Below are 26,296 nucleotides of genomic sequence, written 5' to 3'. Positions count from 1 at the left end.
TCCAAATTATTTTATTCCTAATGATTCTAAAATTTTTTCTAATGATCCCGGAGATGGTACGAAATAAAAGTGACCTTGTATTTTATTATCTCCTTCTCCAATAAATAGTGTTTCTATATCTAAAACATACTCTTGGTGCTGTCCTGTTTCAACAAATGTTGAAATAAGTATTGCACTTAGCATGTCATTAGCTACTGCTGGTACTGATACTGTGGCCTTTAACCCTGTAAAACTTGCAATTGCATTCATAAAAGATGATGATATTATATTACCTATTTCTCCTATAACGGAAATACCCATTTCCGTTATACTTTCTTCATCAATACAAGTCATCTTAGATATCATATTTAAAGCTACATCTTCTTCAAAGACATAAAGAATACTTCCTGGAATGTCGTCAAGTACTTTTACTAATACAGCAACAACTCCATTTTCTTTATAACTGTTAAATAATTCATCAAATTCTATTAAATTCATATTTGGAACTGACATATCTATCTTAGTTCCAAGTAGCATTGATAATGATGTTGCAGAATTACCTGCCCCTATATTTGAAACTTCTCTTAAAGCATCTAATTGAAATGAAGTTAAATCCTTGTATTCCATAAAGATCCTCCCTTCTAAATCAATGCTGCCACATCAAGAATTAATGTTACTAAACCATTTCCTAATATTGTAGCTCCTATATATTCCTTTAGTGATTTTAATGTCTTTCCTAAAGGTTTAATTACTATCTCTTGTTGTCCAAATAATGAATCAACAAGTAATCCAACAGTCTTCTCTCCAATTTTAACTATAATTATAAACTTCTTTTTACTTTCTTTAGTTTCTATTCCTAATCTTTCATTTAGTCTAATTAAAGGTATAATATCATCTCTATAAACTATTACTTCTTCACCATTTGTCTTTTTAATATTTTCTTCTTTATAATCTATAACTCTATCTATAAATCCTAATGATATTGCTAAAGTTTCATCTCCAACCTTAACTAAAAGAGCTTGTATTATTTGAAGTGTTAATGGTAGTTTTATAACGAAACTTGAACCTCTACCCTCTTCGCTAATTACATCTACAGTTCCACCCAGTGATGAAATTTTTGTTTTTACAACATCCATTCCAACACCTCTACCAGATATATCTGTAACTACTGTATTAGTACTGAAGCCTTGAGCAAAAATCAGATTTCTTATATCATTATCACTTAGCCCCTCAGTGCTTATTCCAACTTTTTCAGCCTTAGCCTTTACTTTTTCAATATTTATTCCTGCTCCATCATCACTTACTTTTATTAATGCTTTAGTTCCTTCTTGATATGCAACTAATTTTATAGTTCCAACTTCACTTTTGCCCTTTGCTGATCTTTCTTCTTTAGTTTCTATTCCATGATCAGCTGCATTTCTTAAAAGATGTATTAATGGTTCACCAATTTCATCTATAACAGTTCTATCAAGCTCAGTTTCGGCACCTTCTATAATGAAGTTTATTTCTTTCTTAAGCTCTAAAGATAAGTCTCTTATCATTCTTGGGAATCTATTAAATACTACTTCTAACGGTAACATTCTTATTTTCATAACTAAGTCTTGTAAGTCTGAAGTTGTTCTTTCAACTTGTTCTAATGTCTCTATTAATTCCTGTGACTTATCATTTATAACTATTTGTTCTAATCTAGTTCTATATATAACAAGCTCAGAAACCATATTCATAAGCTTATCTATTCTTTCTAAATCAACTCTAACAGATTGATGTGCTCTTTTATTATCTCTTTTCTTATCTTGCTTTTCTATTTTATTTGATGTATTTATAGTATCTTTTATTTGAATTTTCTCTATTTCTTTTACTATTTGATCTTTTGGTTCAATACTATCTACTTGGTGATTTTCTTCTAAGGTTATATAATCTACTTTCACTTCTCTAACTTCAGAAATATTGCTTACTAAATTTTCTACTTCTTCTTTTGATTTAGCTGTTATCAAAACAAAGGTTAACTCCGTATCAAATTGTTCATTTTCTATATCTTCAGTTGATGGAAAAGATTTCAATATTTCCCCTTGTGTTTCAAGTTCTTGAACTATTAAAAATGCTCTTGCTGATTTTAACAAAGTATCTTCTCTTAAAGTTATTGCTATACTAACTCCGTTAAAACCATTTTCATTTGCTTGTTTCATTACTGATAAGTCATACTCGTTTAAACTTACACTTATAGAATCTTCTTTTATGTCCTTGTCTTTTTCTTTAATTATTTGTTCTTCATTACTTATTGAAACATTTTTATCATCAGCAACACTTTCTAAGGCTCTTATTATATTTTCTATTTCTATTTCTTCATCATTTCCTTCTTCTATATTGCTAACCATTCTTTCTAAAGTATCTAAACAATCAAATAATACTGTAACTACATTGCTAGTAACCTTTAGTTTACCTTCTCTAAATTTCGATAAAACATCCTCCATCTTATGGGTTAACTCTGCTATGTTATTAAATCCCATAGTTGCGGCCATTCCTTTTATAGTATGAGCTACTCTAAATATTTCATTTACTTTATCTATATTATTTGGCTCTTGCTCTAGATCTAATAAAGCTTCATTTAAGGTTTGTAAATTATCCATTGATTCTTCTAAAAACATTCCCATATATTGAGATACGTCCATTTTATTTCACCCCTTTATACTTTCTTATAGATAAAAGTAGAAACTTTCTCTAATCCATATTCCTTGTAATTGTATATGCTTTCTGTTGCTCCAACAAATAGTAATCCCCCACTTTTTAAAGAGTTTGAAAACTTTTTAAATATTTCTTTTTTTACATCATTTTTAAAATATATTATTACATTTCTACACACTATTAAGTCAAAATCTTTTTCATAATTACCTAAAATTAAATCATGCTTTTTGAAAGTAACAATAGATTTTATTTTACTGTCTATGATATATTTATCTTTTAATATTTTAAAATATTTTCTTTTATAGTCTTCACTTACATTTTTCACTTCTCCTTGGACATATTCTCCAAGCTTTGCCTTTGCTAATATAGTGCTGTCTATATCAGTTGCAATTATATTGTTTCTTCCCACTGGATTTATTTCATTTAGCATCATCGCTATACTGTAAGGCTCGCACCCTATTGAACAGGCTGCACTCCAAATTTTCAATTTATTATTAGTTAAAATATAGTTTTTTAAAGTTTTCTCTAATTCCTTAAACAACTCTGGATTTCTAAAGAATTCTGTAACATTTATAGTTATAAAATCTAAAAATCTTTGTCTTTCTTCATCATCTGATAATAAAAGTCTTTTATAATCATCTAAAGATTTTACTCCTATTCTTGACATTAAGCTTCCAATTCTTCTATTTAATTGTTCCGGCTTATATGCATTTAAATTAATATTGAACTCTCTATATATCCAATTGTGAAATTCTGTAAAGTCCATATATCCTCCTAATTTGCATTAACTAAGCTTTTTATTTTAGAACCTATATCTTTTAATGAAAGTACATAGTCCACGCATCCGGTTTCGTAAGTTACCTTTGGCATTCCATAAATAGTAGAACTATTTTCATCTTGTGAAATAGTTATGCCTTTATTCATTTTTACAACTACAGTTCCTTCAGCTCCATCTTTTCCCATCCCTGTTAGGACAACTGATATTATTCTATTAGTATATATAGCTGATGCTGATATAAATAATTTATCAACAGCAGGTCTTACCCCCCAAATTGGAGGTTCTTTATTAGTCCTTATAACTCCTGGCTTTTCCACAGTCATATGAAATCCTCCTGGAGCAATATATACTTTATTTTTTTCTATCTTAATACCATCACTAGCTTCTAAAACATCTAGAGCACATTTTTTATTTAACCTTTCTGCAAAAGCTTTGGTAAATCCACTCGGCATATGCTGAACTACTAAAACAGATATGTCTAGATCCGTAGTTAATTCTGAAATTACTTTTTCTATTGCATTAGGACCACCTGTTGATGCTCCTATTAAAATTATGTCTCGTCTACTTTTCAAAACGTTATGTACCAATAGTGCATCCACCTCCTATAGTCTTTTTAGACTACTTCCAATACTTCTAATTGTAACTGCACCATCTTCACTTTCTAAAATCATAGTTCTTCCTTTGTTTCCTCCTGTATCTTCCGCTATTAAAGGAATAGATAATTTTTTTATAGTTTCTACAACAGCAATGCTATTTCTTTTCCCAATATCACTAATAATTTTCTTATCTGGAAAGTTAAACATTGACGCTCCACCTGCTATTTTAGCTGTTATGTTACTCTTTCTACATCCAAGAGATATCATTTTTGATAGCAAATTTTCAATTCCTAAATCAGCGTACTTAAAAGGATTGACTACGTTTTTGAATTGTGTACTATCTGGTAACATTATATGAACTAATCCGGAAATTCTTTTTTCCTTATCATATAATGCTATACCGACACAGGATCCAAGTCCCATGGTTATTAATCTATCTGGGGCAGAAACAATAGCTCCATCTGCTATTCCAACTCTAACCTCTTTCTTCTCCTCCAAATTCGTCACCCCTGAAAAATAATCTCTTCTTCTTCTATTGTTAATATTTTTTCTAAGTCTAGCATTATAATTATATTATTATTTTTCTTTACTAGTCCTTTTATATATTTTTTTGATATTAATGTTGAAAGACTTTCTGGATTGCTTATTTCCTCATCCAATATACTTTGAACTTCACTAACACTATCTACTGATATTCCAAATTTACCTACATCTCTTTTTACCACTATAATTTTTTTATCCGAGGTATTTTCTAATTTTAGCTTAAATTTTTTTACAAGACTTATGATAGGTAAAACTCCATTTTCATAGTTAATTACTCCATCTAAAAAACTTGGTGAGTCTGGTAAAACAGTAGGTTCTTCGTAACCTAGAATTCTTTCTACTTCCATTATATCTGTGGCATAAAACTCATGACCTAGTTTAAAAACTAATATTTTTATCTCCTTCATTATCTCTTTTTCCTCCTACAGAAGTAATTTATCTACAACTAAACTACTATCTTTATCTATATAAGCATGTACATTTTTTGATGGCTTTTCTAAAATATATTTTTTATTTCCTATAATGAAAATAGTGTTATGATATGCAGTGTCTACAAAAATTTCTCCATCTTTATCTACTTCTAAGTTAGTAAATACTCCTGAATCACTACCTACAATTGAAGCATTAATACACTTACCCGCTTTTAAATGCCCACCTCTACATACAGAATTTTTTAAACAAAATTTAATATTACCAGATGAACTTAATTTACTAGTAAACAATCCTTTACCAATTATATTTATATCGCCTACAACGATTATTTCAGACTCTTGCGCATATTCTATAGTTAAATCTGAAGTTATTATTGTTTCTTTTTCTAATTCTTCTAATTCCTTATTTAATTCTTCTATTATTCCTTCAACTTCAGTAATATCTTTTATATTACTAGGAGCTGCACCTATAAGCTTTCCTCTAATTAATTTTATAACTTCCGAATTGTAGCAACTATCTTTCATAGCATTCGACATAGCCTTAACACAATTCTTAGAAACACTTTTATATTTTGTTTCTATTAATAATTTAACTATCATTCCATCAGTTATATCCTTTTGAATTAAATTATGCTCTTTTAAATAAACAACATTAGCTACTAGAGACTTTAAATCCTCTTTCAACTCATTTAAGGTTTTAATTCTAATCTCTTTAACTAAATCTGCTCCTCCAACTTCAACAACAGAATGAACTACATTGCCCAAAATTTCCGATGTATTCTTCGACTCTATAAAAGCATTAAATACTCCACTTTTTACAAATACACTACCACCTGAAGTTATTTTCATACCTTCAGTAACTTTTCCATTTATTTGAACATTAGCGGGGAATTTAATATTTCCTGTAGCCATTGTAACATCCTTATTTAATATATATATAGGTTCAACCCATATAGTACCTTTATTAAAACTTGGTTTTCCATCTATAGTTGATATTATTAAGTTATCTTTTAGCTTACAACCTTGTCCAGCTAAAAAATTGATTTTTTTCTTTTCCTTTCCTGGTATTCTTTCAGAAAAAACACTTTTCCCATCAACACCATTTTCCCCTTTTATAATTTCGGCTAAAACTTCATTAGCTTTAACACTTGTTATATAATTAAAATCTCTAAAATCTATTTTTTCTTTATTTTCATCTATTTTTATTTTTTTGCTATAATTAAAAAATATTTTTAAACTATCTTCAATTGGAGGTTTTACTTTTACGCCTTTTGCCACTAGCATTTTATTTATATCTTTATTAACTTTTATGTATTCTATAGAATCTTTATCTATTCCATAAGATATACCAACTTTTTTTAACTCATTAATTAATTGATCTTCTATAATTATAGGAGGTTCAATTCCTTCTTCTATATCTAATTCTAATATTAAATTATTAGTTTCCTCTAAATCTTTTAAGTAATATATAACCTCTTTTTTATAAGAAATCGATATATAAGCCTCAGTTTTATCTGAATTAAAGCTTATATCTATTGTTCTTTTTCCAGGCTCCTTTAACGCCTTAAATTCTATAGAGTCTTCTTCTTTTACAGTGCCTGTTCTATTTATCTTCTCACCATTTATGTATAAATCCCCATCTAAAGGTGGTGAAATGGTAGCATATTTACCATTTCCAATTGGATTTTTAATTATTATCTTTCTGTCTTTTACCAAAACGCTTCCATCAACGTTATTAACCTTATTATAATTTTCTTCCATTCACCCCAACGCCTCTCTATTCTTACCATACTCTACCATACTTTAATTTCCATTTAATAATATCATACTTTAAAATTTTTTTAAATATTATTTAATTTTTTTTAAAATACAGTGCTAATTATCATATTAATATCTAAATTTTTCTACATATAACTTTATTTCTTCATCAAATTTCTTAATCAACTTTCTCATAATCTCATTTTCTATATTTAAATTTATATCATCTACTTTTGATATTGGAAGTATTTTAGGCGAAGTTCCTGATATAAACATAGCATCTATTTCTTTTAAATCATTAAAATTTATTTTCTTTTCTTCAAAAGTTATTCCTAAGTTTTTAGCTAAAGAGATTATTCTACCTCTTGTAACTCCTGGTAAAACATCTTCTAATGGAGAAGTATATAATTTTTCCTCTTTTATCATAAATATATTAGATTTACTGCCCTCTGTTATAAAACCATTTGAGTTCACAAGTATCGCTTCAAATACATTAGATTTAATAATTTTATCTGTTACTTTTTTTCTAAAATTACTATCAACCACCTTTGCATTAGGATTTATTCTTTCTCCGTGATAAAGTATAGTTTCAACTCCATTTTTATACATATCATTGCTTGGGTAATTATGTTTTATAGTAAAAACTTTCATTGTGTCTGTTTTTATATCGAAAGTAAGCTTTATATTGCCACACTCTAAATTGTTAGCATCTATAAGTCTAATTAAGTAATCCTTTATCTTATCATACTTATAAGAAAATGGTTTTTCCATTAATCTAAAAGAAGATTCTAATCTTTTTATATGATCTTCATAAAACAAAGGAACTTTATTAATCACTCTTATAACTTCATATATAACTCTTTCTTTTTCTGTTGTATCATTTGTATAATTATTTATACTTTCCAAATGCCCATCTTCCAAATAATATTCTAAAATAGCTTCCATATTAATTCTCCTTACTATTTCCATTTTAATACTTTAAATTTATTTTTCTTTTTATAATTTATTAAATATGCATTTCCAACTAAATCTAGTAAAGGTTTATCTGATAATGAATCTGAAAACATATAGGAGTTTTTATAATCAACATCTATGTTATCTCTTTTTAAAACTTCTTTAAGTCTCCTTACCTTTTCTTCACCCTTACAATTTTCTCCTTGCATTCGTCTTATAAATTTACCATCTTTTAAAGTAAATTTTGTTCCTATAATCATATCAACTTCCTTTATAGCATAAAACTCCCTTAAATAAAACTCCGGAGAAGCTGATATTAAATATATTTTATATCCCTTCTGTTTTAAGTTTTTCATCATTTCTATAGCATCTTTATATAATATTTTTTCTAAAACATCTTTATAGAAACCTTTAATTAATAAAGCTAATTCTTTTTCGTCTATTCCATCTATAAATTTAAGAAAACTCTCTTTAACTCTTTTTTCATCATATATTTTTATAGAATACATCAATCCACTATACAAAGCTCTTGGAAGAAATTTAATATTCCTGATATCCTTAATAATAACATATTTAAATAATTGCATTAGAGTTTCTTTTCTAGTTATAGTATAGTCTACATCAAATATTGCTAGTCTATCCATCCCAACCCCTCCTAGGCTATTTCACTATTAATTATATACTATAATCTGCTATATTTAAACAAATTAGTCACTGAGTTGACTTTAAAGTATAGACTATATCTGAAGACAAAAAAAATATTACTGTTTAAGATATATCTATAAAGTAAACTACTCAAACAATAATATTTTTTATTAACTTAATTTTTTTAAAAATTCTTCTAATCTATTTAATCCTTTTTTTATAATCTCTATAGATGTTGCATAAGACAACCTTATATAACTATCTAACCCAAAAGCTGCTCCTGGTATTACTGCAACATTTTCTTCTTTTAATAAGCTTTTGGAAAAATCTAAAGATGTTAGTATCGGATCTTTATCTATTGATTTCCCATAATAGTTTTCTACACAAACCATTATATAAAAGGCCCCTTTAGGTCTTATAATTGATACACTATCTATTTTTTGTAATCTATCAATCATGTAATTTCTTCTTTTTTCAAACTCTTTTATCATAGCCTCTATATTAATTTGGCTTCCAGTTAAAGCTTCAACAGCTGCATATTGAGAAATTGAATTTACATTTGATGTAACATGGCTTTGGACACCGCTCATAAGGGTAGCTATTTCTTTGCTAGAAGCAGAGTATCCTACCCTCCAACCAGTCATAGCATAGGATTTAGATAATCCATTAATTACTATAGTCCTATTAAATGAATCTTCTGATATAGAAGCAATACTTATATGCTTTTCATTATCATATATTAATTTTTCATATATTTCATCTGATATTATTATTAAGTCATTTTCTTTTGCAAACTCTGCAATTTCTATTAACTCTTTTTTGCTATATATACTTCCAGTTGGATTGTTAGGACTATTTATTAAAATGGCTTTAGTTTTATTTGTAAGAACCTCTTTCAAATCTTTAATTGTATATTTGTAATCATTCTCTTTAAGAGTGTTAACAAATACTGGTATACCATCTGCTAATTTAACTAACTCAGGATAACTTACCCAATAAGGAGTTGGTATTATAACCTCGTCTCCAGAATTAAGTATTGCCATAAAAGCATTTGCTAGACTTTGCTTAGCTCCTGTAGATACTACCACTTGGCTAGGTTCATAACATAATCCATTCTCTTGTCTAAATTTATTACAAATAGCTTTCCTTAATTCTAAAATTCCACTTGTTGCTGTATATTTTGTTTTTCCTTCTTTCATAGCTAATATAGCTGCATTAATTATATTTTCTGGAGTATTAAAATCTGGTTCACCTGCGCCAAAACTTATTACATCAACTCCTGATTCTTTCAATGCTTTTGCCTTTGCTGTAATTTCTAATGTTATGGATGGGTTAATTCCCATTGCTTTTTTTGATAAATCCATTTTATACCTCCATTTATTTTTTAAAATTTATAAGTTTGTTTAATAATTCTTCATTTATTCCATAACTACCTATTGTATTCTCATTGCAACATTCCTTACCATGATAATCACTACCACCCGTTATAAATAATTTATATTTTTTGCATATATTATAGAAACTATTAGTTCGTTCTCTAGAATGACTAGGATGATATACTTCTATTCCCTTTAATCCATAAAACTTCAAGTCTTTTACTATATTTTCTATTGCTAACCCTTTATAAATTTGTCCCGGATGTGCTAGTACCGCAATTCCCCCTGAATTATTTATAACTTGTATGGCATCTTTATAGCTTAATTTGCACCCTCTTACGTAAGCAGGCTTTCCCTTGACTAGAAAACTAGTAAAAGCAGCTTTATAGTTGTCAAAGTATCCTTTTCTAACCATTGCGTTAGCAACATGACTTCTTCCAACTGTAGAGTCTAAATCAATAGCTAAATCATCTATAGCTAAATCAATATTATTTCTTTTTAACTTAAAAAGTATTTCTTCTACTCTATTTATTCTAGCTTTATTTAATTTATCTACAGTATTTATTAAGTTTTCATCTTTTATATTTATAAAATATCCCAGTATGTGTAACTCTAAATCTTCATACTCAGCACTTAACTCTATTCCAGGTATTAAATTTATATCATCATATGAGTTATTAATCACATATTGTGACATTATGGAATCATGGTCTGTTATAGAAATATTTTTCACTCCTAAGCCTTGAGCAGTTTTTATAATTTCTTCTGGTGTCATGTTGCCATCTGAATAATTTGAATGAATATGTAAATCTGCATAGTTCATTTTAACACCCTATTTCTTAAGTATATATATATATTAAAAATATATCATTATTAATATAAAATAACAATTAAAAAAATTGTAGATAGTAATTTTCCTTGCTCCGTTGTTTCACTCGAAGCTGCCATAAAATTACTATCTACACTTAAAATTAATAAAGAAAGAAATTATAAAAACTTTATAATTTCCTATAACATAAAAAAAGTGCCTTATTTGGCACTTTTTTTATTCTTCATCAACTAATTCTTCACTATAAAATTTTGATACTCTATCAAACTCTTCTTCTTCTGGAACTACTAATTCTCCATCTTCAGTTGATCTAAATAAGTAAACTGAATCTTCATTTGGATCTTGAGCTAAAATATACTCATTTTCCTCAAATTCAAAAGCATCTATAATTGGACATGATACAACATTTCCATTATCATCTTCTAAATCTACAACAAAATGCTCGTGATGGTCTTCTCCACATCCACATCCTTCATGATGATCATGTTCATGATGATTTTCACACCCAGTTCCTTCGTGGCATCCACATTTATTTTCATTATCCATTGTTATAATCCTCCTTCATGTAGGTTATCATTCTATTTAATTCTACCCTTAATCAATAGAAATTAAAAGCAAAATATTAAATTATTTTTCAATTGATGTTATTAAATAAAAAAATAAGGGGCTAAATAGCCCCTTATTTTAAAACTATTGTTGTTCAGCTAATCTCTTGTAGTTTGCTAATCTTTCCATAGCATCCTTTTCTGTCTTCTCAAATAGAGCTTCAGCTGCTTCTGGGAATGCTTTTGCTAATGAAGCATATCTAACTTCTCCCATTAAGAATTCTCTAAAGCTACTCTTTGGCTCCTTAGAATCTAATGAGAATGGGTTCTTAGTTCCAATTAAACTTGGATTGTATCTGTATAGTCCCCAATATCCAGATTCAACTGCTTTTTTAGCTTCATCTTGGCTATTAGCCATACCATTCTTAATACCATGGCTTATACATGGAGCATAAGCAATGATTAATGATGGACCATCATAAGCTTCAGCTTCTGCTATTGCCTTAAGAGTTTGATTCTTATCAGCACCCATAGAAATTTGAGCTACATATACATATCCATATGTCATAGCCATCATTCCTAGATCTTTCTTCTTAGTTCTCTTACCTGATGCAGCAAATTTAGCTATTGCAGCAGTTGGAGTTGATTTTGAAGATTGACCTCCAGTGTTTGAGTAAATTTCAGTATCAAATACAAGAACATTTACGTCTTCTCCTGAAGCAAGAACGTGATCTAATCCACCGTATCCGATGTCATATGCCCATCCGTCTCCTCCGAATATCCATTGAGATCTCTTAACTAAGAATTCCTTATCCTTTAAGATTTCTCTTGCATAATCAGCATCAACATTTCCTAAAGTAGCAAGAACTCTATTACCTCTATCTCTTGTACCTTCTCCACTATTCATGTGATCTAACCAGTCTTGAAGTACTGCTTTAACATCTTCTGAAGTTTCTACTTCTAGACCCTTCTTCATGTTATCAGCTATTCTTTCTCTTATAGCCTTAACTCCTAAGAACATACCTAATCCAAATTCAGCATTATCTTCGAATAATGAGTTAGCCCAAGCTGGACCGTGTCCTTCATTATTTACTGTATATGGAGTTGCTGGAACTGATCCACCCCAAATTGATGAACATCCAGTAGCATTTGCAATCATCATTCTATCACCGAATAATTGAGTTACAAGCTTAGCATATGGAGTTTCTCCACAACCTGCACAAGCTCCTGAGAACTCAAATAATGGTTGTTCGAATTGGCTACCTTTAACTGTGTTCTTATTCATTGGGTTCTTCTTAGGTGCAACATCTTTAACTGCATAATCCCAAGCTTCAATTTGCTCTTCTTGAGTATCCATTGGTTTCATTATTAATGCTTTACCAGGTGCTGGACAAACTTGAGCACAGTTTCCACAACCTGTACAATCTAATGGAGTAACTCCAATTGTATAGAATGTTGGTTCTTCTGTCTTTAATGCCTTTGCAGGAACAATTTTCATTGCTTCTGGTGCATTTTCTTTTTCATTTTCATTTAATAAGAATGGTCTTATAACAGCATGTGGACATACATATGCACATTGGTTACATTGGATACATTTATCTTGTTGCCATTCTGGAACATTAATAGCTATACCTCTCTTTTCATATGCAGCAGTACCTGCCATGAATGTACCATCTTCCATTCCATCAAATGCTGAAACTGGAAGGTCAAATCCCTTTTGAGCATTAATTGGCTCAACAATATTTTTGATGAAGTCTGGAATATCATTTCTATCTTCCTTAGCTTCATCAGCAGCATTCTTCCAATCTGCTGGAACTTCTATTTTAACTACAGATTCAACACCTTTATCTATAGCGGCATTGTTCATATTAACAACTTTTTCACCTTTTTTACCATATGACTTAACAACAGCGTCTTTTAAGTATTTAACAGCATCTTCAACTGGAATGATGTTAGCAATCTTAAAGAATGCAGCTTGCATTATCATATTGATTCTTCCACCAAGACCAATTTCTTGTGCTATCTTAACAGCATTTAAAGTGTAGAAATCTATGTTATTTTCAGCTATATATCTCTTCATTGAAGCTGGTAATTTTTCATTAACTTCTTCTGGTGTCCAAATTGTATTTAATAAGAACTTACCATTTTTCTTTAATCCTTCTAATACATCATACTTATAAACATAAGCTTGATTATGACATGCTATAAAATCAGCTTTATCAACTAAATAAGGTGACTTAATTTGTTTCTTACCAAATCTTAAGTGAGATACTGTTATACCACCTGATTTCTTTGAATCATATGCGAAATATCCTTGAGCATACATATCTGTATGGTCTCCAATAATTTTTATAGCACTCTTATTAGCACCAACTGTACCATCTGATCCTAATCCCCAGAACTTACATGCTTTAGTTCCTTCTGGAGTAGCATCTATATCACCTGATATTTCTAATGAAGTATTAGTTACATCATCAACTATACCAATTGTAAATCCATCCTTTGGATTTTCTGATGCTAAGTTAGCATATACTGAAGCTATGTGTGCTGGATTTGGATCTTTTGAACCTAATCCATATCTTCCTCCAACTATAACTGGAGCATTTTCTCTACCATAGAATGCACTCTTAATATCTAAGTATAATGGTTCTCCAATTGAACCTGGTTCCTTTGTTCTATCTAAAACAGCTATAGATTTTACTGTAGCTGGTATTACCTTTAATAATCTTTCTGTTGAGAATGGTCTGTAAAGTCTTACTTTAACTACCCCAACTTTTTCTCCCTTTGAAGTTAAGTAGTCAATAGTTTCTTCAGCAACGTCAGTTGAAGATCCCATTGTAACTATTACTCTATCAGCATCTGGAGCACCATAGTAATCGAAGCAGTGGTATTCTCTTCCTGTTAACTTAGTTATTTCAGCCATGTAGCTTTCAACAACTTCTGGAATATCTTCGTAGAATCTATTTACTGATTCTCTAGTTTGGAAGTATATATCAGGATTTTGTGCTGTACCTCTTGTTACTGGGTGATTTGGGTTTAAAGCTCTCTTTCTAAAAGCATCTAAAGCATCATAATCAACTAACTTAGCTAATTCATCATATTCTAAAACTTCTATTTTTTGAATTTCATGTGAAGTTCTAAATCCGTCAAAGAAGTTCATAAATGGTATTCTAGTCTTTATAGAAGTTAAGTGAGCTACTGCTGCTAAATCCATAACTTCTTGAACTGAACCTTCTGCAAGCATTGCAAAACCAGTTTGTCTTGCAGCCATAACGTCTTGATGGTCTCCAAATATACTTAATGAAGAAGTTGCTAATGCTCTTGCTGATACATGGAATACTGTTGGAAGCATTTCACCAGCAATTTTGTACATATTTGGGATCATTAATAATAGACCTTGTGATGCAGTATATGTTGTAGTTAATGCACCAGCTTGTAAAGATCCATGAACAGCTCCAGCTGCTCCAGCTTCTGATTGCATTTCCATAACCTTAACAGGTTGTCCAAATATGTTCTTTCTTCCTTGTGCTACCCATTCATCAACATGTTCAGCCATTGGTGATGACGGTGTGATTGGGAATATAGCAGCTACTTCTGTAAATGCATAAGATATATGAGCAGCAGCCGTATTACCATCCATAGTTTTCATTTTTCTCATCATGTTTGACCTCTCTTCCTTATATATAAAATTTTATAAATACGTTAAATACAGAAATTTCAAACTGTATTTATTATTAAGAAATAAATTTTGGGCAAGAAAAGATTCAATCGCTTTAATTACGTCTCCGTACCCAACCCCTATCAGGTACTTCCCTGAGTCTTTATCCCCTCAAAGAATCTATTTTGTTAATTCCTCACCAAGGTTCTTTGCCTCTAAAAGCTCTTCCTCACTTGGCGATTCTTTAACGGCGATGTGTCCTGCAACATTAAAGTCATAGTCATTCATACGTTGAACCCAGTCAACCATGAATTTTCCATCGTCCCATCCATATGATCCAAATAATACTATCTTCTTTTGTTTGTTAGGTAATAGCTTAAATTGATTTATAAATGGTTCCATTTCATGTTGTTCAATTCTATTATTATCCATTGATGGACTTCCGAAAGCAACTGCGTCAGCTTCAGTTACATCTTCAACTGTTGCATCGCAAACATACTTGACATTTACATCTGCACCAGCTTCTTTAGCACCTTCTGCAATTGAGTTTGCAAGAACCTCAACATTGCCTCCATTACTCCAATAAATAACAGATATTTTTTTCATAATTACATCACCTCATCCTTTGACTTAAATTAAGTCATTTTTTTGGATATGCACTACCTATTTTTACTTACTATTTTATTATATAACACTATTTTTATTTTGCAAGTTTTATACATGCCATATTAATTGAATATAACCTTTGCACATAAAAAATAGCTTATTTTATTTTATTTAACTCTATACTTTGGATTATTACTCTAAAAATCGCATCTACACCATTAGTAATACCACTATTTTTCATATTTTTTATTATAGTATCTTTTTTATTTTTAAGTTCTTCAATTTTTGATAATAGCATTTCTTGATTTTCCATCATTTCATCTTCATCAAGCACTACTGAATATCCTTCTTTTTCAAAGGATTTTGCATTTAAAATTTGATCTCCTCTACTTATCTTCTTAGATAATGGAATTAAAAGAGTTGGTTTTTTTAGTGCTAATAACTCAAATATTACATTTGCGCCAGCTCTTGATATTACATAGTCTGCTGATTTTAATAAATGTGGAAGTTCATCTTTTACATACTCATATTGTATATATCCTTTAATATTATTTAACTCTTCTGCTAAATTACCTTTTCCGCAAATATGAATAATATTAAATGTTTCCAATAGTTTATTTATATTTTTTCTTACTTCATCATTAATGCTTTTAGCCCCTAAGCTCCCACCTACTATAAGTAATATTTCTTTATTATCTTTGAATCCGCAAATTTCTTTTCCCCTAATACTACTTCCGTTTAATATTTCTTTTCTTATAGGTGTTCCTGTTAATACTCCCTTTCCATCTTTTACATAATTTAAACTTTCTCTAAAAGTAACACATAACTTTGAACAAAATGGTGAAGATAACTTATTAGCTAACCCTGGAGTTAAATCTGATTCGTGGGATACAACAGGAATTTTTCTCATTGAAGCTGCAATCACTACAGGTACTGCAACAAACCCTCCCTTAGAAAATATTATATTAGGTTTTTCTTTTTTAAGTATTTTATTTGCTTCTACAACTCCCTTCATAACTTTAAAAGGATCTGTAAAGTTTTTAACATCAAAATACCTTCTAAGTTTTCCTGAAGAAATTTGGTAGTATGGTATATTGGCATCTTTTATTATTTCTTTCTCAATGCCATCCTTGCTACCTATATATTTTATTTCAAATCCTTCTTCTTTTAACTTTGGTACTAAAGCTAAATTAGGGGTAACATGTCCTGCCGTTCCTCCCCCAGTCATTATTATTTTGTATTTATTCATTTAAACACTCCTTTTAAAACTAATATTTTATGAAATATACTATTAAATACTTATCCTCTATTTATAAAACATATAAAAAAATTATTATTTTTCAAAATAAATTCCTATATCAATATATCATATTATTTTAAACAATTTAAATGTTATTTTTAAATTTTAAGTAAGAAAAAAACTTTATTTTAATAAAAATGTAATGTACTCTCTTCCACTATTATACCCTTCTTCCTTAACTTACATATTATAATTACAAAAAAATTGCACAAGCTATAATCACAAAGGAAAAAGGAGGTGAAAAGACATGGCACAAAAATTAGTACCAGAAGCTAAAAATGGATTATCTAAATTCAAAAACGAAGTAGCTAATGAAATGGGAGTACCATTTTCTGACTACAATGGAGAACTATCTTCAAAACAATGCGGTAGCGTTGGAGGAGAAATGGTTAAAAGAATGGTAGAACAATATGAAAGAGGCATGAAATAGTTTTTCATTTGTTATATCATTAATGTATTACTTATAAATAAAGTAATGCTACAAATAAAGGAGTTATCTTAAAGTGATTAATATCATATTAAGATAACTCCTATTTATTAATTAACTCTTATATGTTTTATCATAAGCTGAATATTCCTTCTACCATTAAACTCATTAATATTAGGATAATAAATTATATCTGCCATTGTATTTATATAGCTACTGTCGCAAGCTCTTGAAAAATCTTCTTCTCCATACCTATCTATATAGTCTTCCTTAAAACCAATAAATTTATCAAAGCTTACACCATCTATATATAAATATTTTTCATTAAATTTAAATTTAAATCTAAGCTTTAAAAAATTCTTCTCTTTTCCTAAAAGCCATATTCTTTCTACAAGAACATTTTTTACTGCAAATAAAGGGCTAGAATTCCCTTTACCAAAAGGTCTTAAACTTTCTATTAATTCTATTAACTCTTCATTTAAGTAATTCAAATTAAGTGGAGAATCTATCTTTACTATAGGAATAATATCTTTATCACTTAAAGAACAGATAGAGTTTAACTTTTTTCTTAATAATATTATATTTTCCTCCTTAAGTGATAATCCCGCAGCCATTGGATGACCTCCGAATTTTTCTAATAATTCACTGCACTTACTTAGTTCTTCAAATATATTGTATCCTTCTATTGATCTTGCAGATCCCTTAGGCATTTCCTTTCCTTTAGTTATCACTATACAAGGCATATTAAATCTTTCTTTTACTCTGCCTGCAACTATACCCGCTATACTCTCATGAATTGTATCATCATAAACTACTATTACTTTTTCTTCTTTTTTCTTTTCTTTTTCTATTCTTTCTATAATTCTTTCCGAACTTTCTTTTGTTAAATCCTGTCTTATCGTATTTAGTTCATTTAGCTGCATTGCTAAAAGTTTAGCTTTCTCTAATTCTTTAGTGATCAATAATTCCACAGATAAATCTGCTGTTTCCAATCTACCAGTAGCATTTATACAAGGTCCTACAACAAACCCTAAGTGGTATTCTTCTATTTTTTTATCACTTAATCCAGTTACTTTTCTTAACTCTTGTATCCCAAGATTTTTACTTTCATTTAATAGCTCTAATCCTTTTTTAACTATTATTCTGTTTTCATCTACTAAATCTACAACATCACAAACTGTTGCTATAGCTGCAAACTGTATAAGATTTAAAAATTTCTCTTCACTTATATTAAATTCATCATATAAACACTTTGAAAATTTTAATGCAACTCCCGCTCCACATAATTTTTTAAATGGATAGCTACAATCTCCTCTTTTAGGATTTACTACTGCATCAGCCTCTGGAATAGTTTCTACTAGTTCACTACTAATATTTTCTCTAATTGGTATATCATGATGATCTGTAATAACTATCTCCATTCCTAATTCCTTAGCAAGCTCCACTTGTTCAAAAGCTGAAATTCCATTATCACAAGTTAAAATAACTTCATAACTTTCTTCTTTAAGCTTTCTTATTCTACCACTGTGCATTCCATAGCCTTCATCTTCTCTATTTGGGATATAATAGCTATAATTAGCTCCAATACTATTTAATGCATTAAAAAATATCACAGTGCTAATTACTCCGTCACAATCATAATCTCCATAAATTATTATTTTTTTATTATTTAAAACAGCATTTTTTATTATATCTATACCCTTTTTCATATCAGCCATAAGATATCCATCATAAAAATCATGAATTGTTCCATTAAGAAATCTACTAACTTCTCCAACTGTATCTATGCCTCTATTGGCTAAAAGCCTTAACACTAAAGGATTTTCATTTATAGAATTAGAGAGCCTTAAAAAGCTCTCTTTTTTATTTACTAGTATCCAATTTTCTTTCATTTTTCCCCCTTAGGCAAACCTAAAATAACATAGCTTTTTTTATAGAATTCACCTTATCTTTTGAAATTTGAGATAGTATTTCAAAAGCAAAAGGAATTGCTGCTGCCGGTCCTTTTCCTGTAATTATATTACCATCTACTACAACTAAATCTTCTTTATAATTACAATCACTTATTTCATTTTCAAATCCAGGGTAACAAGTCATATTTTTATTTTTTGTTATTCCTGCTTTACCTAAAGCTATTGGACCTGCACAAATAGCACAAATCCACTTATTTGAGTTGTTAAACTTATTTATAAGTTCAATAACTCTTTCACTCTCCTTCAAATTTCTAGCTCCTGGCATTCCACCTGGTAAAACTAAAAAGTCGTAATCTTCTATTTCCTTACTCATAATATTTTTGTCAGCTTTCACTTTTATATTGTGAGAAGTAATAACTTCATCACCTTCTAATGAAAATGTGTGACATATTACTTCTGCTCTTCTTAATATATCAACAACTGTTAAAGCTTCTAAAGTTTCAAATCCATTTGCTAATAAAACTGCTGCCTTTGCCATAAAATCCCCTCCTAAATTATAACACTTCTTTAATCTCATCATCTAAAGAAATAGTCATTATACTACTCCCTTTTCCAGCTCTATTTTGAAGTTTTATATCTTCTAATTCTATTGCCCTTTTTTCTTTATTTTTTGAAATTAAAGTTATTTTATCTAAAGAAGTTAAAGCTATTTCATCTACATTTCTTTCGTATTCTCTACCTATTAATGAACCATAAATAACCTCATCATTTTCTTTTAAGCTTATACCTGTAACTCCTGATGCTACTTTTCCCATTGCATTAATATTTTCTGATGAAAATTTTATTCCCATAGCCTTTTTAGTTATGATTATAAGTTCTGTTTGTGATTCATTATATATTTCAACAGATATTAACTCATCATTTTCATATTTGAATTTACATGAAATTTGTGAAGAATAACTTCCCTCAAACTCTAATAAAGAAGTCTTTTTAACCATTCCCCTTTTAGTAAAGAAATAAATGAATTTATTTGATTCAAAGTTTTTTATAGAGATTAACTTTATAACTTTTTCGCCTTTTTCTATGTTATCTACTATTTTCTCTAAAGGAAGTTCTCCTGTTGCTACTCCTTGAAGTAAGAATGCTGGAATTTTAAATACTTTTCCCATATTAGTGAATAATAATACATCACTTAAAGAATCTGTACTTGTTTTTAAATTATCATTCTTTTTAATAGAGTTAAATCCTTTTATAGTTCCCTTAGCTGTTATTCCTATTGAAAAAGCTACAAACTCTAGATTTTCACTATAATTAACCTTTATTATCTCATCTTTACTTGGTAAATTAAATAATACTGTTGGTAATATATTTCTAGGTTGATCCTCTATATTAGGAATTGGTAATCCAAAGGACAATCCTTCCTTAGTGACAAATGACAAGAAGTCTTTTCTTTCATCTTCTTCTAATATTATTATATTTATAACATCTTCTTCATCCTTAAGCTTTAAAGCCTGAAGTTTTGTATAGCTTGTTTGGAACTTATCTAAAGAACTCTTTTTAATTCCACCTCTTGAAGTTACAAATTGAATATATTTATTGGGCATAAATGAGCTTACTGAAAATACCTCTACTATAGTTTCATTTTCTAAATTTAGTGTCTTTATTATATTATCTACTCTTTCCCCTTTTTCCTTCCACTTACACTCTGGAATATTTATCCCTTTTGTTTGATACATATTTCCTTTGTTTGTAAATAACAATAAGCTTTCAGTTGTGTTAGATTTAAATAAAAACTTTAACTCATCCCCTTCTCTATAGTCAATATCTTCAGCTTTTGCACTTAATCTATTGAAGGTTTTTAGAGGAATTCTTTTTATAAATCCATCTCTTGAAAGTGTCACCATAACATCTTCAACAATTATAAGTTCCTCTATATCGATTTTTGCTTCATTATCATCCTTTATTATAGATGTTTTTCTAGGATTTCTATATTTATCTGATACTTCTTTTAATTCTGTTTTAACTACTTTAAGCAACTCTTTTTCTTCTGATAATATCTTTCTAAGTCTTTTTATAGTCTTTTCTAGCTCAGCATATTCTTTTTGAAAAACCTTTATTTCTAATCCAGTTAATCTATATAACATTAACTCTAAAATTGCTTCTGCTTGCATTTCTGTGAAACTAAATTTATTTATAAGATTTATCCCTGCATCTTTTTTCGACTTAGATTCTCTAATAGTTTTTATAATATCATCTAGTACATCTATAGCCTTTATAAAACCTTCAACTATGTGGAATCTTTTTTCTGCAATTGCTAATTCTTTTATAGTTCTTCTTGTAACTATCTCTTTTTGATGATTAACATAATGCTTAATTATAGTCTTAAGTCCCATCGTTTGTGGCTTTCCATCAGCTAAAGCTACCATATTGAAGCTTACATTACATTGTAAGTCAGTTCTTTTAAATAGATACTTAAGTACTTTGTCTGCCACTTCCTCATCTACTGCTTTTCTTAATTCTATAACCGCTCTTACTCCGCTTCTGTCAGACTCATCTCTTATATCTATTATTGACTCTAAAGCCTTTGAATGTCTTTTGTCTCCAGTCATTTCAGATATAGTTTGAAGTAATTTCGCTTTATTCCTTCTGTAAGGAAATTCAGTTATAACTATACCAACTCTTCCATTTTCAAGCTTTTCTATACTAGTTTTAGCTCTTAAAGTTACTTTTCCTTCTCCAGTTTCATAAGCAGAAAGCATAGAATTTTGACCTATAATAACGCCACCAGTAGGCAAATCTGGGCCTTTTATATAATTCATCAACTCTTTAGTAGTTATTTCTGAATTATCTATATAAGCTAAAACACCATCAGTAACTTCTCCTAAATTATGTGGAGGAATATTTGTAGCAAGACCTACAGCTATTCCAAAGCTACCATTCACTAAAAGATTTGGATATCTACTCGGTAATACTTTTGGTTCCATTTCACTATCTGAATAGTTTGGAATCATATCAACAGTATCTTTATCTATATCTCTAAGCATTTCCATAGCTATTGGAGCAAGCCTTGCCTCTGTATATCTCATAGCTGCAGCTCCATCTCCATCCATAGATCCCCAGTTCCCATGACCATCTATAAGAGTTTCTCTTGTTGAAAAATTCTGAGCCATTATTACCATTGCATCATAAACTGATGTATCTCCATGTGGATGATATTTACCTAATATATCTCCTACTATTCTGGCTGACTTGTAATATGGTCTATCAGGAAATGCTTTTAATTGGTAAGCACCATATAAGATTCTTCTATGAACTGGCTTTAGTCCATCTCTTACATCTGGTAAAGCCCTATCCTTTGCAACTTCAATAGCATAAGGCAAATAGTTATCAGGCATTGCCTCTTCTAAAGGGACCCTAATTATATTATTATCCCTTGGTATATCATTAACTTTCTTCGCCATAACTTTTCTCCATCCTATTAATTAAAATTCTCCATATCTGTACATATAAGTTTTTCTCGGCTCAACTATATCACCCATAAGTAATGAAACCATTTTCTCTGCTTTAGCCGCATCATCAATAGTTACTTGTAATAAAGTTCTAGTTTCTGGATTTAATGTAGTTTGCCAAAGTTGATCTGGATTCATCTCTCCAAGTCCTTTATATCTTTGTATAAGTGCACCTTTTCCTATTTCCTTTTTTACACTTTCTAGTTCATCATCACTGTATGCATACTTATGAACCTCTTTACCTTTAACATTTTTGTAAACCTTATATAAAGGTGGTTGTGCCAAGTATAAATGACCATTAGCAATTAAAGGTTTCATATATCTATATATATAGGTCATCCATAGAGTTCTTATATGGTATCCATCTACATCAGCATCACTCATTATTATTATTTTGTCATACTTTAAATCTTCTTCCCTATAATTTTCTAATGTGCCTGTACCTACTGCAGTATTAAATATTTTAAGTTCTTCTGATGCTAATACATTTTCAAGCTTTTGTTTTTCTGTATTCATTATTTTACCTTTAGAAGGCATTATTGTTTGAAATCTTCTATCCCTTGCTTGTTTTGCAGATCCACCAGCAGAGTCTCCCTCAACCACTATAAATTCATTAACAGTGTTATCTTTTAATGTACAAACAGCAACCTTTCCTGCAAGCGGTGCAGCACCTTTTCCTATCTTCTTTTTTTCAGCCTCATTTATCTTCTTAATTTTATCTCTTCTTTGAGCTGCTTGAAGAGCATTATTCATTAGCATTGTAGCTAATTCTTTATTATCCTCTATCCATTCACTAAACTTAGTATATGCTAAGTCATTCATCATAGTATAAGCTTCAGTACTACCCAATTTAGTTTTTGTTTGGCCTTCAAATATCGGATTAGTAATTTTAATTCTTACTATAGCTGTCATTCCTTCTCTTAAATCATCACCTTCAAAATCCTTATCCTTTTCTTTTACAAGTCCAAGTTTTTTAGCACCTTCTTTAAAGGCTCTTGTCATTCCAGTTTTAAATCCTGTTTCATGAGTTCCAGCTTCTGTTGTTGGAATATTGTTAACATAGCTTGCTATATTTTCTGTTGTAGAATCAGTAAACTGAATACAAAGTTCTCCAAACATTTGTATATTATTAACTGCTCTTTCTCCCTCAAAATAAATTGGTTCTTGATGTAAAGCTGTTTTACTCTCATTTAAATATTCTATAAAATCTAAAAGTCCTCTTTCAGAATAATATTCTTTTCTAAATTCTTCTTCTTTTCTTAAATCTATTAATTCTAGATATATTCCTTTGTTTTGAAAAGCTAGTTCTTGTAACCTTTCGTCTATTATGTCAACTTTAAAATCTACAGTTGAAAAAATCTCTTTATCTGGCATAAATGTAACTTTAGTACCTGTATCTTTTGTCTTTCCTACTACTTCTAACTTAGTAACAGCAGTACCAGGCATATCTCTTTTAAGCTCTTTATCATAAGAATATTCAAATTTTTGTTTATATATATTTCCATTTTGATGCACTTCTACTTCTAACCATGAAGATAATGCATTAACAACTGCAGCACCAACTCCGTGCAATCCTCCTGAAGTTTTATAATTCTTATTATCAAATTTTCCTCCGGTATGTAATTCAGTAAAGACCATTTCCACTCCAGATTTCTTTTTAATCGGATGAATACCTGTTGGAATTCCTCTTCCATTATCTTTTACAGTAATACTTTTATCTTTATTTATAATAATTGTAGCTTTATTTCCATATCCATTAGATATTTCATCTATGGAATTATCTAAAACTTCCCAAACACAATGATGTAACCCCTTTGTTCCTGTAGATCCTATATACATACCAGGTCTTATTCTAACTGGTTCTAGCTTTTCTAAGGAAGTTAAATCAGTAACATCATATCCTTTCATTAAATCTTCACTCATACAAACCTCCAAATAACTATTAATAGGTCAAATCCTATTTTTTATTAACTTACTTTAATCTTACATACTCATTATAATCTTTTTAATTTTATCATAATTAGTTTATAAATAAAAATATAAATCTTTATAAGAAAAAAGTCAAACAACTGTTCGTTTTTAATATCTATAATAAAAAAGTGGAGGAAAATCCCTCCACTTTTTTTATATTATTGAACATCACAAATTTCTACATTTCTAACATGTTTAGTTGGATTCCATTCTTTATTATTTTTTCTTAACATACCTTCGATAGTTATTGGCACCCAAGTTAATGTATATAAAGAATATAATAAGAATCTAAAAAATAGTATAAGCTTCTTTTTACCTAAGAATAATGCTGTAGCTAATAAGAACGCTACATTATAAACTATATCTATTAATAATATTTGTGCATAATTATCTGCTGCTTCTGCAAATATAGGCAATACAAATACATTAGATGCATAGAATATTAACATTGCCAAAAGACCTGGTGATATTTTTTTATCTAATCTTAATATTAAAGGTGTAATTAAAAATTGCATAATACCAATAACCTTAAAGAAAATATCTCCTGTTAAATAACTAATTATATATATATTACCATCTCCAGTCATACCTTGAGCAAAACTTAATATTGCCGATATACCAATCATTAAAGTAAAGAAAGGTTGTATAACATATAAAGCACAATCTAAAACAAACCACTTTCTTTCTTTTATACCTTTTTTTATAAGCTTAAAGAAATATCTAGATGCTACATCTGTAAAACCTTGCATCCATCTTCTTCTTTGAACCCAGGATTGCTTTAAGGTTAAAGGTTTTTCATCATAAATTATAGCATCATGTGCCCAACCTACTTTTTCTCCATTTAAAATTAGCTTACAACTAAATTCTAAATCTTCAGTTAAACAAGTTGCTCCCCATCCAAATTCCTTTAAAACATTTGTATCTATCGCAAATCCTGTTCCACCTATTTGGTTAGATAATCCGACATTTGCTCTAGCTAATTGATACATTCTATTTTGAGTCCAAAATGCTATAGAATATGAAGCTGCTATCCATGAATCATTTGGATTTTTACTATCTATGTAGCCTTGTACTACTTTATATCCTTCTAACATTTTTGAATTTATTTCCTTGCACCAATTTTTTGAAACTAAGTTATCAGCATCAAAAATTGCTACTGCATCATATTTTTTTTTCATCTTAAATATTTTATCAAACATCCACTCTAGTGCATATCCCTTACCTTTTTGCTCTTTGTTGAACCTTTCATAAACATATACACCATATTTTCTTGCTATTTTCGCAGTATTATCTGTACAATTATCAGCAATAACAAAAATATCAAAAAGTTCTCTAGGATAATTCTGATTCAGCATGCTTTCAATTAACTTACCTATTACTACTTCTTCATTATGAGCTGCTACTATCATTGCAAATTTTTTAGTTGGTGTATAATTTTTATTTTCAGCTTTTCTTTTTAAACCAAAGAAAGCTAATATAAAATAATACATCATCATTACAAAAACAGTTAGTTGAAAAACAGCCGTTACAGAATAAATAATTTCTCCCATTACATCCACTCCTATAAATAAAGGAAATTTTCCTTGTATTACTATTTTCAAACATTATCTTTGACATCTTTATTAAATATATTCTAATAGCAATAAAAAATCAAGTATAGAAATCTTAAAATTTAATTAATATTACATAAACCTTGAATAATCATATATATTATTTTCTCCTATATAAATAAATATATAATTAATATACTTATGTAATAATTTCCTAAAGAGTAAAAAACCATTTAACTACAAAGT

General features: G+C 29.2%; 21 protein-coding genes. 1 reads left to right on the top strand and 20 read right to left on the bottom strand.

What is annotated here, in order from left to right; translation table 11 throughout:
• Positions 1–6: 6 nt before the first annotated feature.
• The 15 genes from ACH36K_RS07480 to ACH36K_RS07410 all read right to left on the bottom strand — a co-directional run bounded on the left by ACH36K_RS07480 (position 7) and on the right by ACH36K_RS07410 (position 16,629).
• Positions 7–606, bottom strand: a complete 600-nt coding sequence (locus ACH36K_RS07480) for a chemotaxis protein CheC (protein WP_411170313.1) — start codon at positions 604–606, stop codon at positions 7–9.
• 14 nt (positions 607–620) lie between these two features.
• Positions 621–2,648: a chemotaxis protein CheW gene (locus ACH36K_RS07475; protein WP_411170312.1), complete on the bottom strand. Its 2,028-nt coding sequence runs from the start codon at positions 2,646–2,648 to the stop codon at positions 621–623.
• Between the two features lie 14 nt (positions 2,649–2,662).
• Entirely contained in the window at positions 2,663–3,427 is a 765-nt protein-coding gene (locus ACH36K_RS07470) for a CheR family methyltransferase (RefSeq protein WP_411170311.1), read from the bottom strand.
• A gap of 8 nt (positions 3,428–3,435) precedes the next feature.
• Positions 3,436–4,026 (bottom strand): CheB methylesterase domain-containing protein, encoded by a 591-nt coding sequence (locus ACH36K_RS07465; RefSeq protein ID WP_411170310.1) that lies wholly within the window; start codon positions 4,024–4,026, stop codon positions 3,436–3,438.
• A 15-nt stretch (positions 4,027–4,041) separates the two neighbouring features.
• Positions 4,042–4,542 carry a chemotaxis protein CheD gene (locus tag ACH36K_RS07460; RefSeq protein WP_411170309.1) on the bottom strand — a complete coding sequence of 167 codons (501 nt, stop codon included), beginning with the start codon at positions 4,540–4,542 and terminating at the stop codon, positions 4,042–4,044.
• Positions 4,539–4,985, bottom strand: coding sequence for a chemotaxis protein CheW (locus ACH36K_RS07455; RefSeq protein WP_411170308.1), 447 nt, complete (start codon positions 4,983–4,985; stop codon positions 4,539–4,541). The genes ACH36K_RS07460 and ACH36K_RS07455 overlap by 4 nt, the downstream gene beginning before the upstream one ends.
• A 15-nt stretch (positions 4,986–5,000) precedes the next feature.
• Positions 5,001–6,770 carry a DUF342 domain-containing protein gene (locus tag ACH36K_RS07450; RefSeq protein ID WP_411170307.1) on the bottom strand — a complete coding sequence of 590 codons (1,770 nt, stop codon included), beginning with the start codon at positions 6,768–6,770 and terminating at the stop codon, positions 5,001–5,003.
• Between the two features lie 126 nt (positions 6,771–6,896).
• Entirely contained in the window at positions 6,897–7,712 is an 816-nt protein-coding gene (locus tag ACH36K_RS07445) for an aminotransferase class IV (RefSeq protein WP_411170306.1), read from the bottom strand.
• A gap of 14 nt (positions 7,713–7,726) precedes the next feature.
• On the bottom strand, positions 7,727–8,365 hold the full coding sequence (locus ACH36K_RS07440; RefSeq protein ID WP_411170305.1) for an HAD-IB family hydrolase: 639 nt from the start codon (positions 8,363–8,365) through the stop codon (positions 7,727–7,729).
• 171 nt (positions 8,366–8,536) lie between these two features.
• The gene (locus ACH36K_RS07435; RefSeq protein ID WP_411170304.1) at positions 8,537–9,730 is read right to left on the bottom strand and encodes a pyridoxal phosphate-dependent aminotransferase; all 1,194 of its coding nucleotides are present in this window, start codon (positions 9,728–9,730) and stop codon (positions 8,537–8,539) included.
• 13 nt (positions 9,731–9,743) lie between these two features.
• Positions 9,744–10,565: a PHP domain-containing protein gene (locus ACH36K_RS07430; protein ID WP_411170303.1), complete on the bottom strand. Its 822-nt coding sequence runs from the start codon at positions 10,563–10,565 to the stop codon at positions 9,744–9,746.
• Between the two features lie 222 nt (positions 10,566–10,787).
• The gene (locus ACH36K_RS07425; protein WP_411170302.1) at positions 10,788–11,117 is read right to left on the bottom strand and encodes a DUF1292 domain-containing protein; all 330 of its coding nucleotides are present in this window, start codon (positions 11,115–11,117) and stop codon (positions 10,788–10,790) included.
• A 144-nt stretch (positions 11,118–11,261) separates the two neighbouring features.
• Entirely contained in the window at positions 11,262–14,774 is a 3,513-nt protein-coding gene (nifJ, locus tag ACH36K_RS07420) for a pyruvate:ferredoxin (flavodoxin) oxidoreductase (RefSeq protein WP_411170669.1), read from the bottom strand.
• A gap of 180 nt (positions 14,775–14,954) precedes the next feature.
• Complete coding sequence (locus ACH36K_RS07415; protein ID WP_411170301.1) at positions 14,955–15,380, bottom strand: flavodoxin; 426 nt, start codon at positions 15,378–15,380, stop codon at positions 14,955–14,957.
• A gap of 157 nt (positions 15,381–15,537) precedes the next feature.
• Positions 15,538–16,629 carry an undecaprenyldiphospho-muramoylpentapeptide beta-N-acetylglucosaminyltransferase gene (locus tag ACH36K_RS07410; RefSeq protein ID WP_411170300.1) on the bottom strand — a complete coding sequence of 364 codons (1,092 nt, stop codon included), beginning with the start codon at positions 16,627–16,629 and terminating at the stop codon, positions 15,538–15,540.
• A gap of 298 nt (positions 16,630–16,927) precedes the next feature.
• On the opposite strand from ACH36K_RS07410, the gene ACH36K_RS07405 reads away from it, so the two are divergent.
• Positions 16,928–17,110, top strand: a complete 183-nt coding sequence (locus ACH36K_RS07405) for an alpha/beta-type small acid-soluble spore protein (RefSeq protein WP_322395167.1) — start codon at positions 16,928–16,930, stop codon at positions 17,108–17,110.
• A gap of 107 nt (positions 17,111–17,217) precedes the next feature.
• Here ACH36K_RS07405 and recJ read toward each other — a convergent pair whose 3' ends face one another.
• The 5 genes from recJ to ACH36K_RS07380 all read right to left on the bottom strand — a co-directional run bounded on the left by recJ (position 17,218) and on the right by ACH36K_RS07380 (position 26,050).
• Positions 17,218–18,999: a single-stranded-DNA-specific exonuclease RecJ gene (gene recJ, locus ACH36K_RS07400; protein ID WP_411170299.1), complete on the bottom strand. Its 1,782-nt coding sequence runs from the start codon at positions 18,997–18,999 to the stop codon at positions 17,218–17,220.
• 19 nt (positions 19,000–19,018) lie between these two features.
• The gene (locus tag ACH36K_RS07395; protein WP_411170298.1) at positions 19,019–19,558 is read right to left on the bottom strand and encodes a DJ-1 family glyoxalase III; all 540 of its coding nucleotides are present in this window, start codon (positions 19,556–19,558) and stop codon (positions 19,019–19,021) included.
• Positions 19,559–19,574: 16 nt separating this feature from the next.
• Positions 19,575–22,481 carry a DNA topoisomerase IV subunit A gene (locus ACH36K_RS07390; protein ID WP_411170297.1) on the bottom strand — a complete coding sequence of 969 codons (2,907 nt, stop codon included), beginning with the start codon at positions 22,479–22,481 and terminating at the stop codon, positions 19,575–19,577.
• A 21-nt stretch (positions 22,482–22,502) separates the two neighbouring features.
• Complete coding sequence (locus tag ACH36K_RS07385) at positions 22,503–24,452, bottom strand: type IIA DNA topoisomerase subunit B (RefSeq protein WP_411170296.1); 1,950 nt, start codon at positions 24,450–24,452, stop codon at positions 22,503–22,505.
• Positions 24,453–24,658: 206 nt separating this feature from the next.
• Positions 24,659–26,050: a glycosyltransferase family 2 protein gene (locus tag ACH36K_RS07380; RefSeq protein WP_411170295.1), complete on the bottom strand. Its 1,392-nt coding sequence runs from the start codon at positions 26,048–26,050 to the stop codon at positions 24,659–24,661.
• Between the last annotated feature and the right edge of the window lie 246 nt (positions 26,051–26,296).

This window comes from Clostridium sp. MB05 (assembly GCF_046581255.1).
Lineage (GTDB): Bacteria > Bacillota > Clostridia > Clostridiales > Clostridiaceae > Clostridium.
This window is presented reverse-complemented; position numbering and strand designations above follow the sequence as displayed.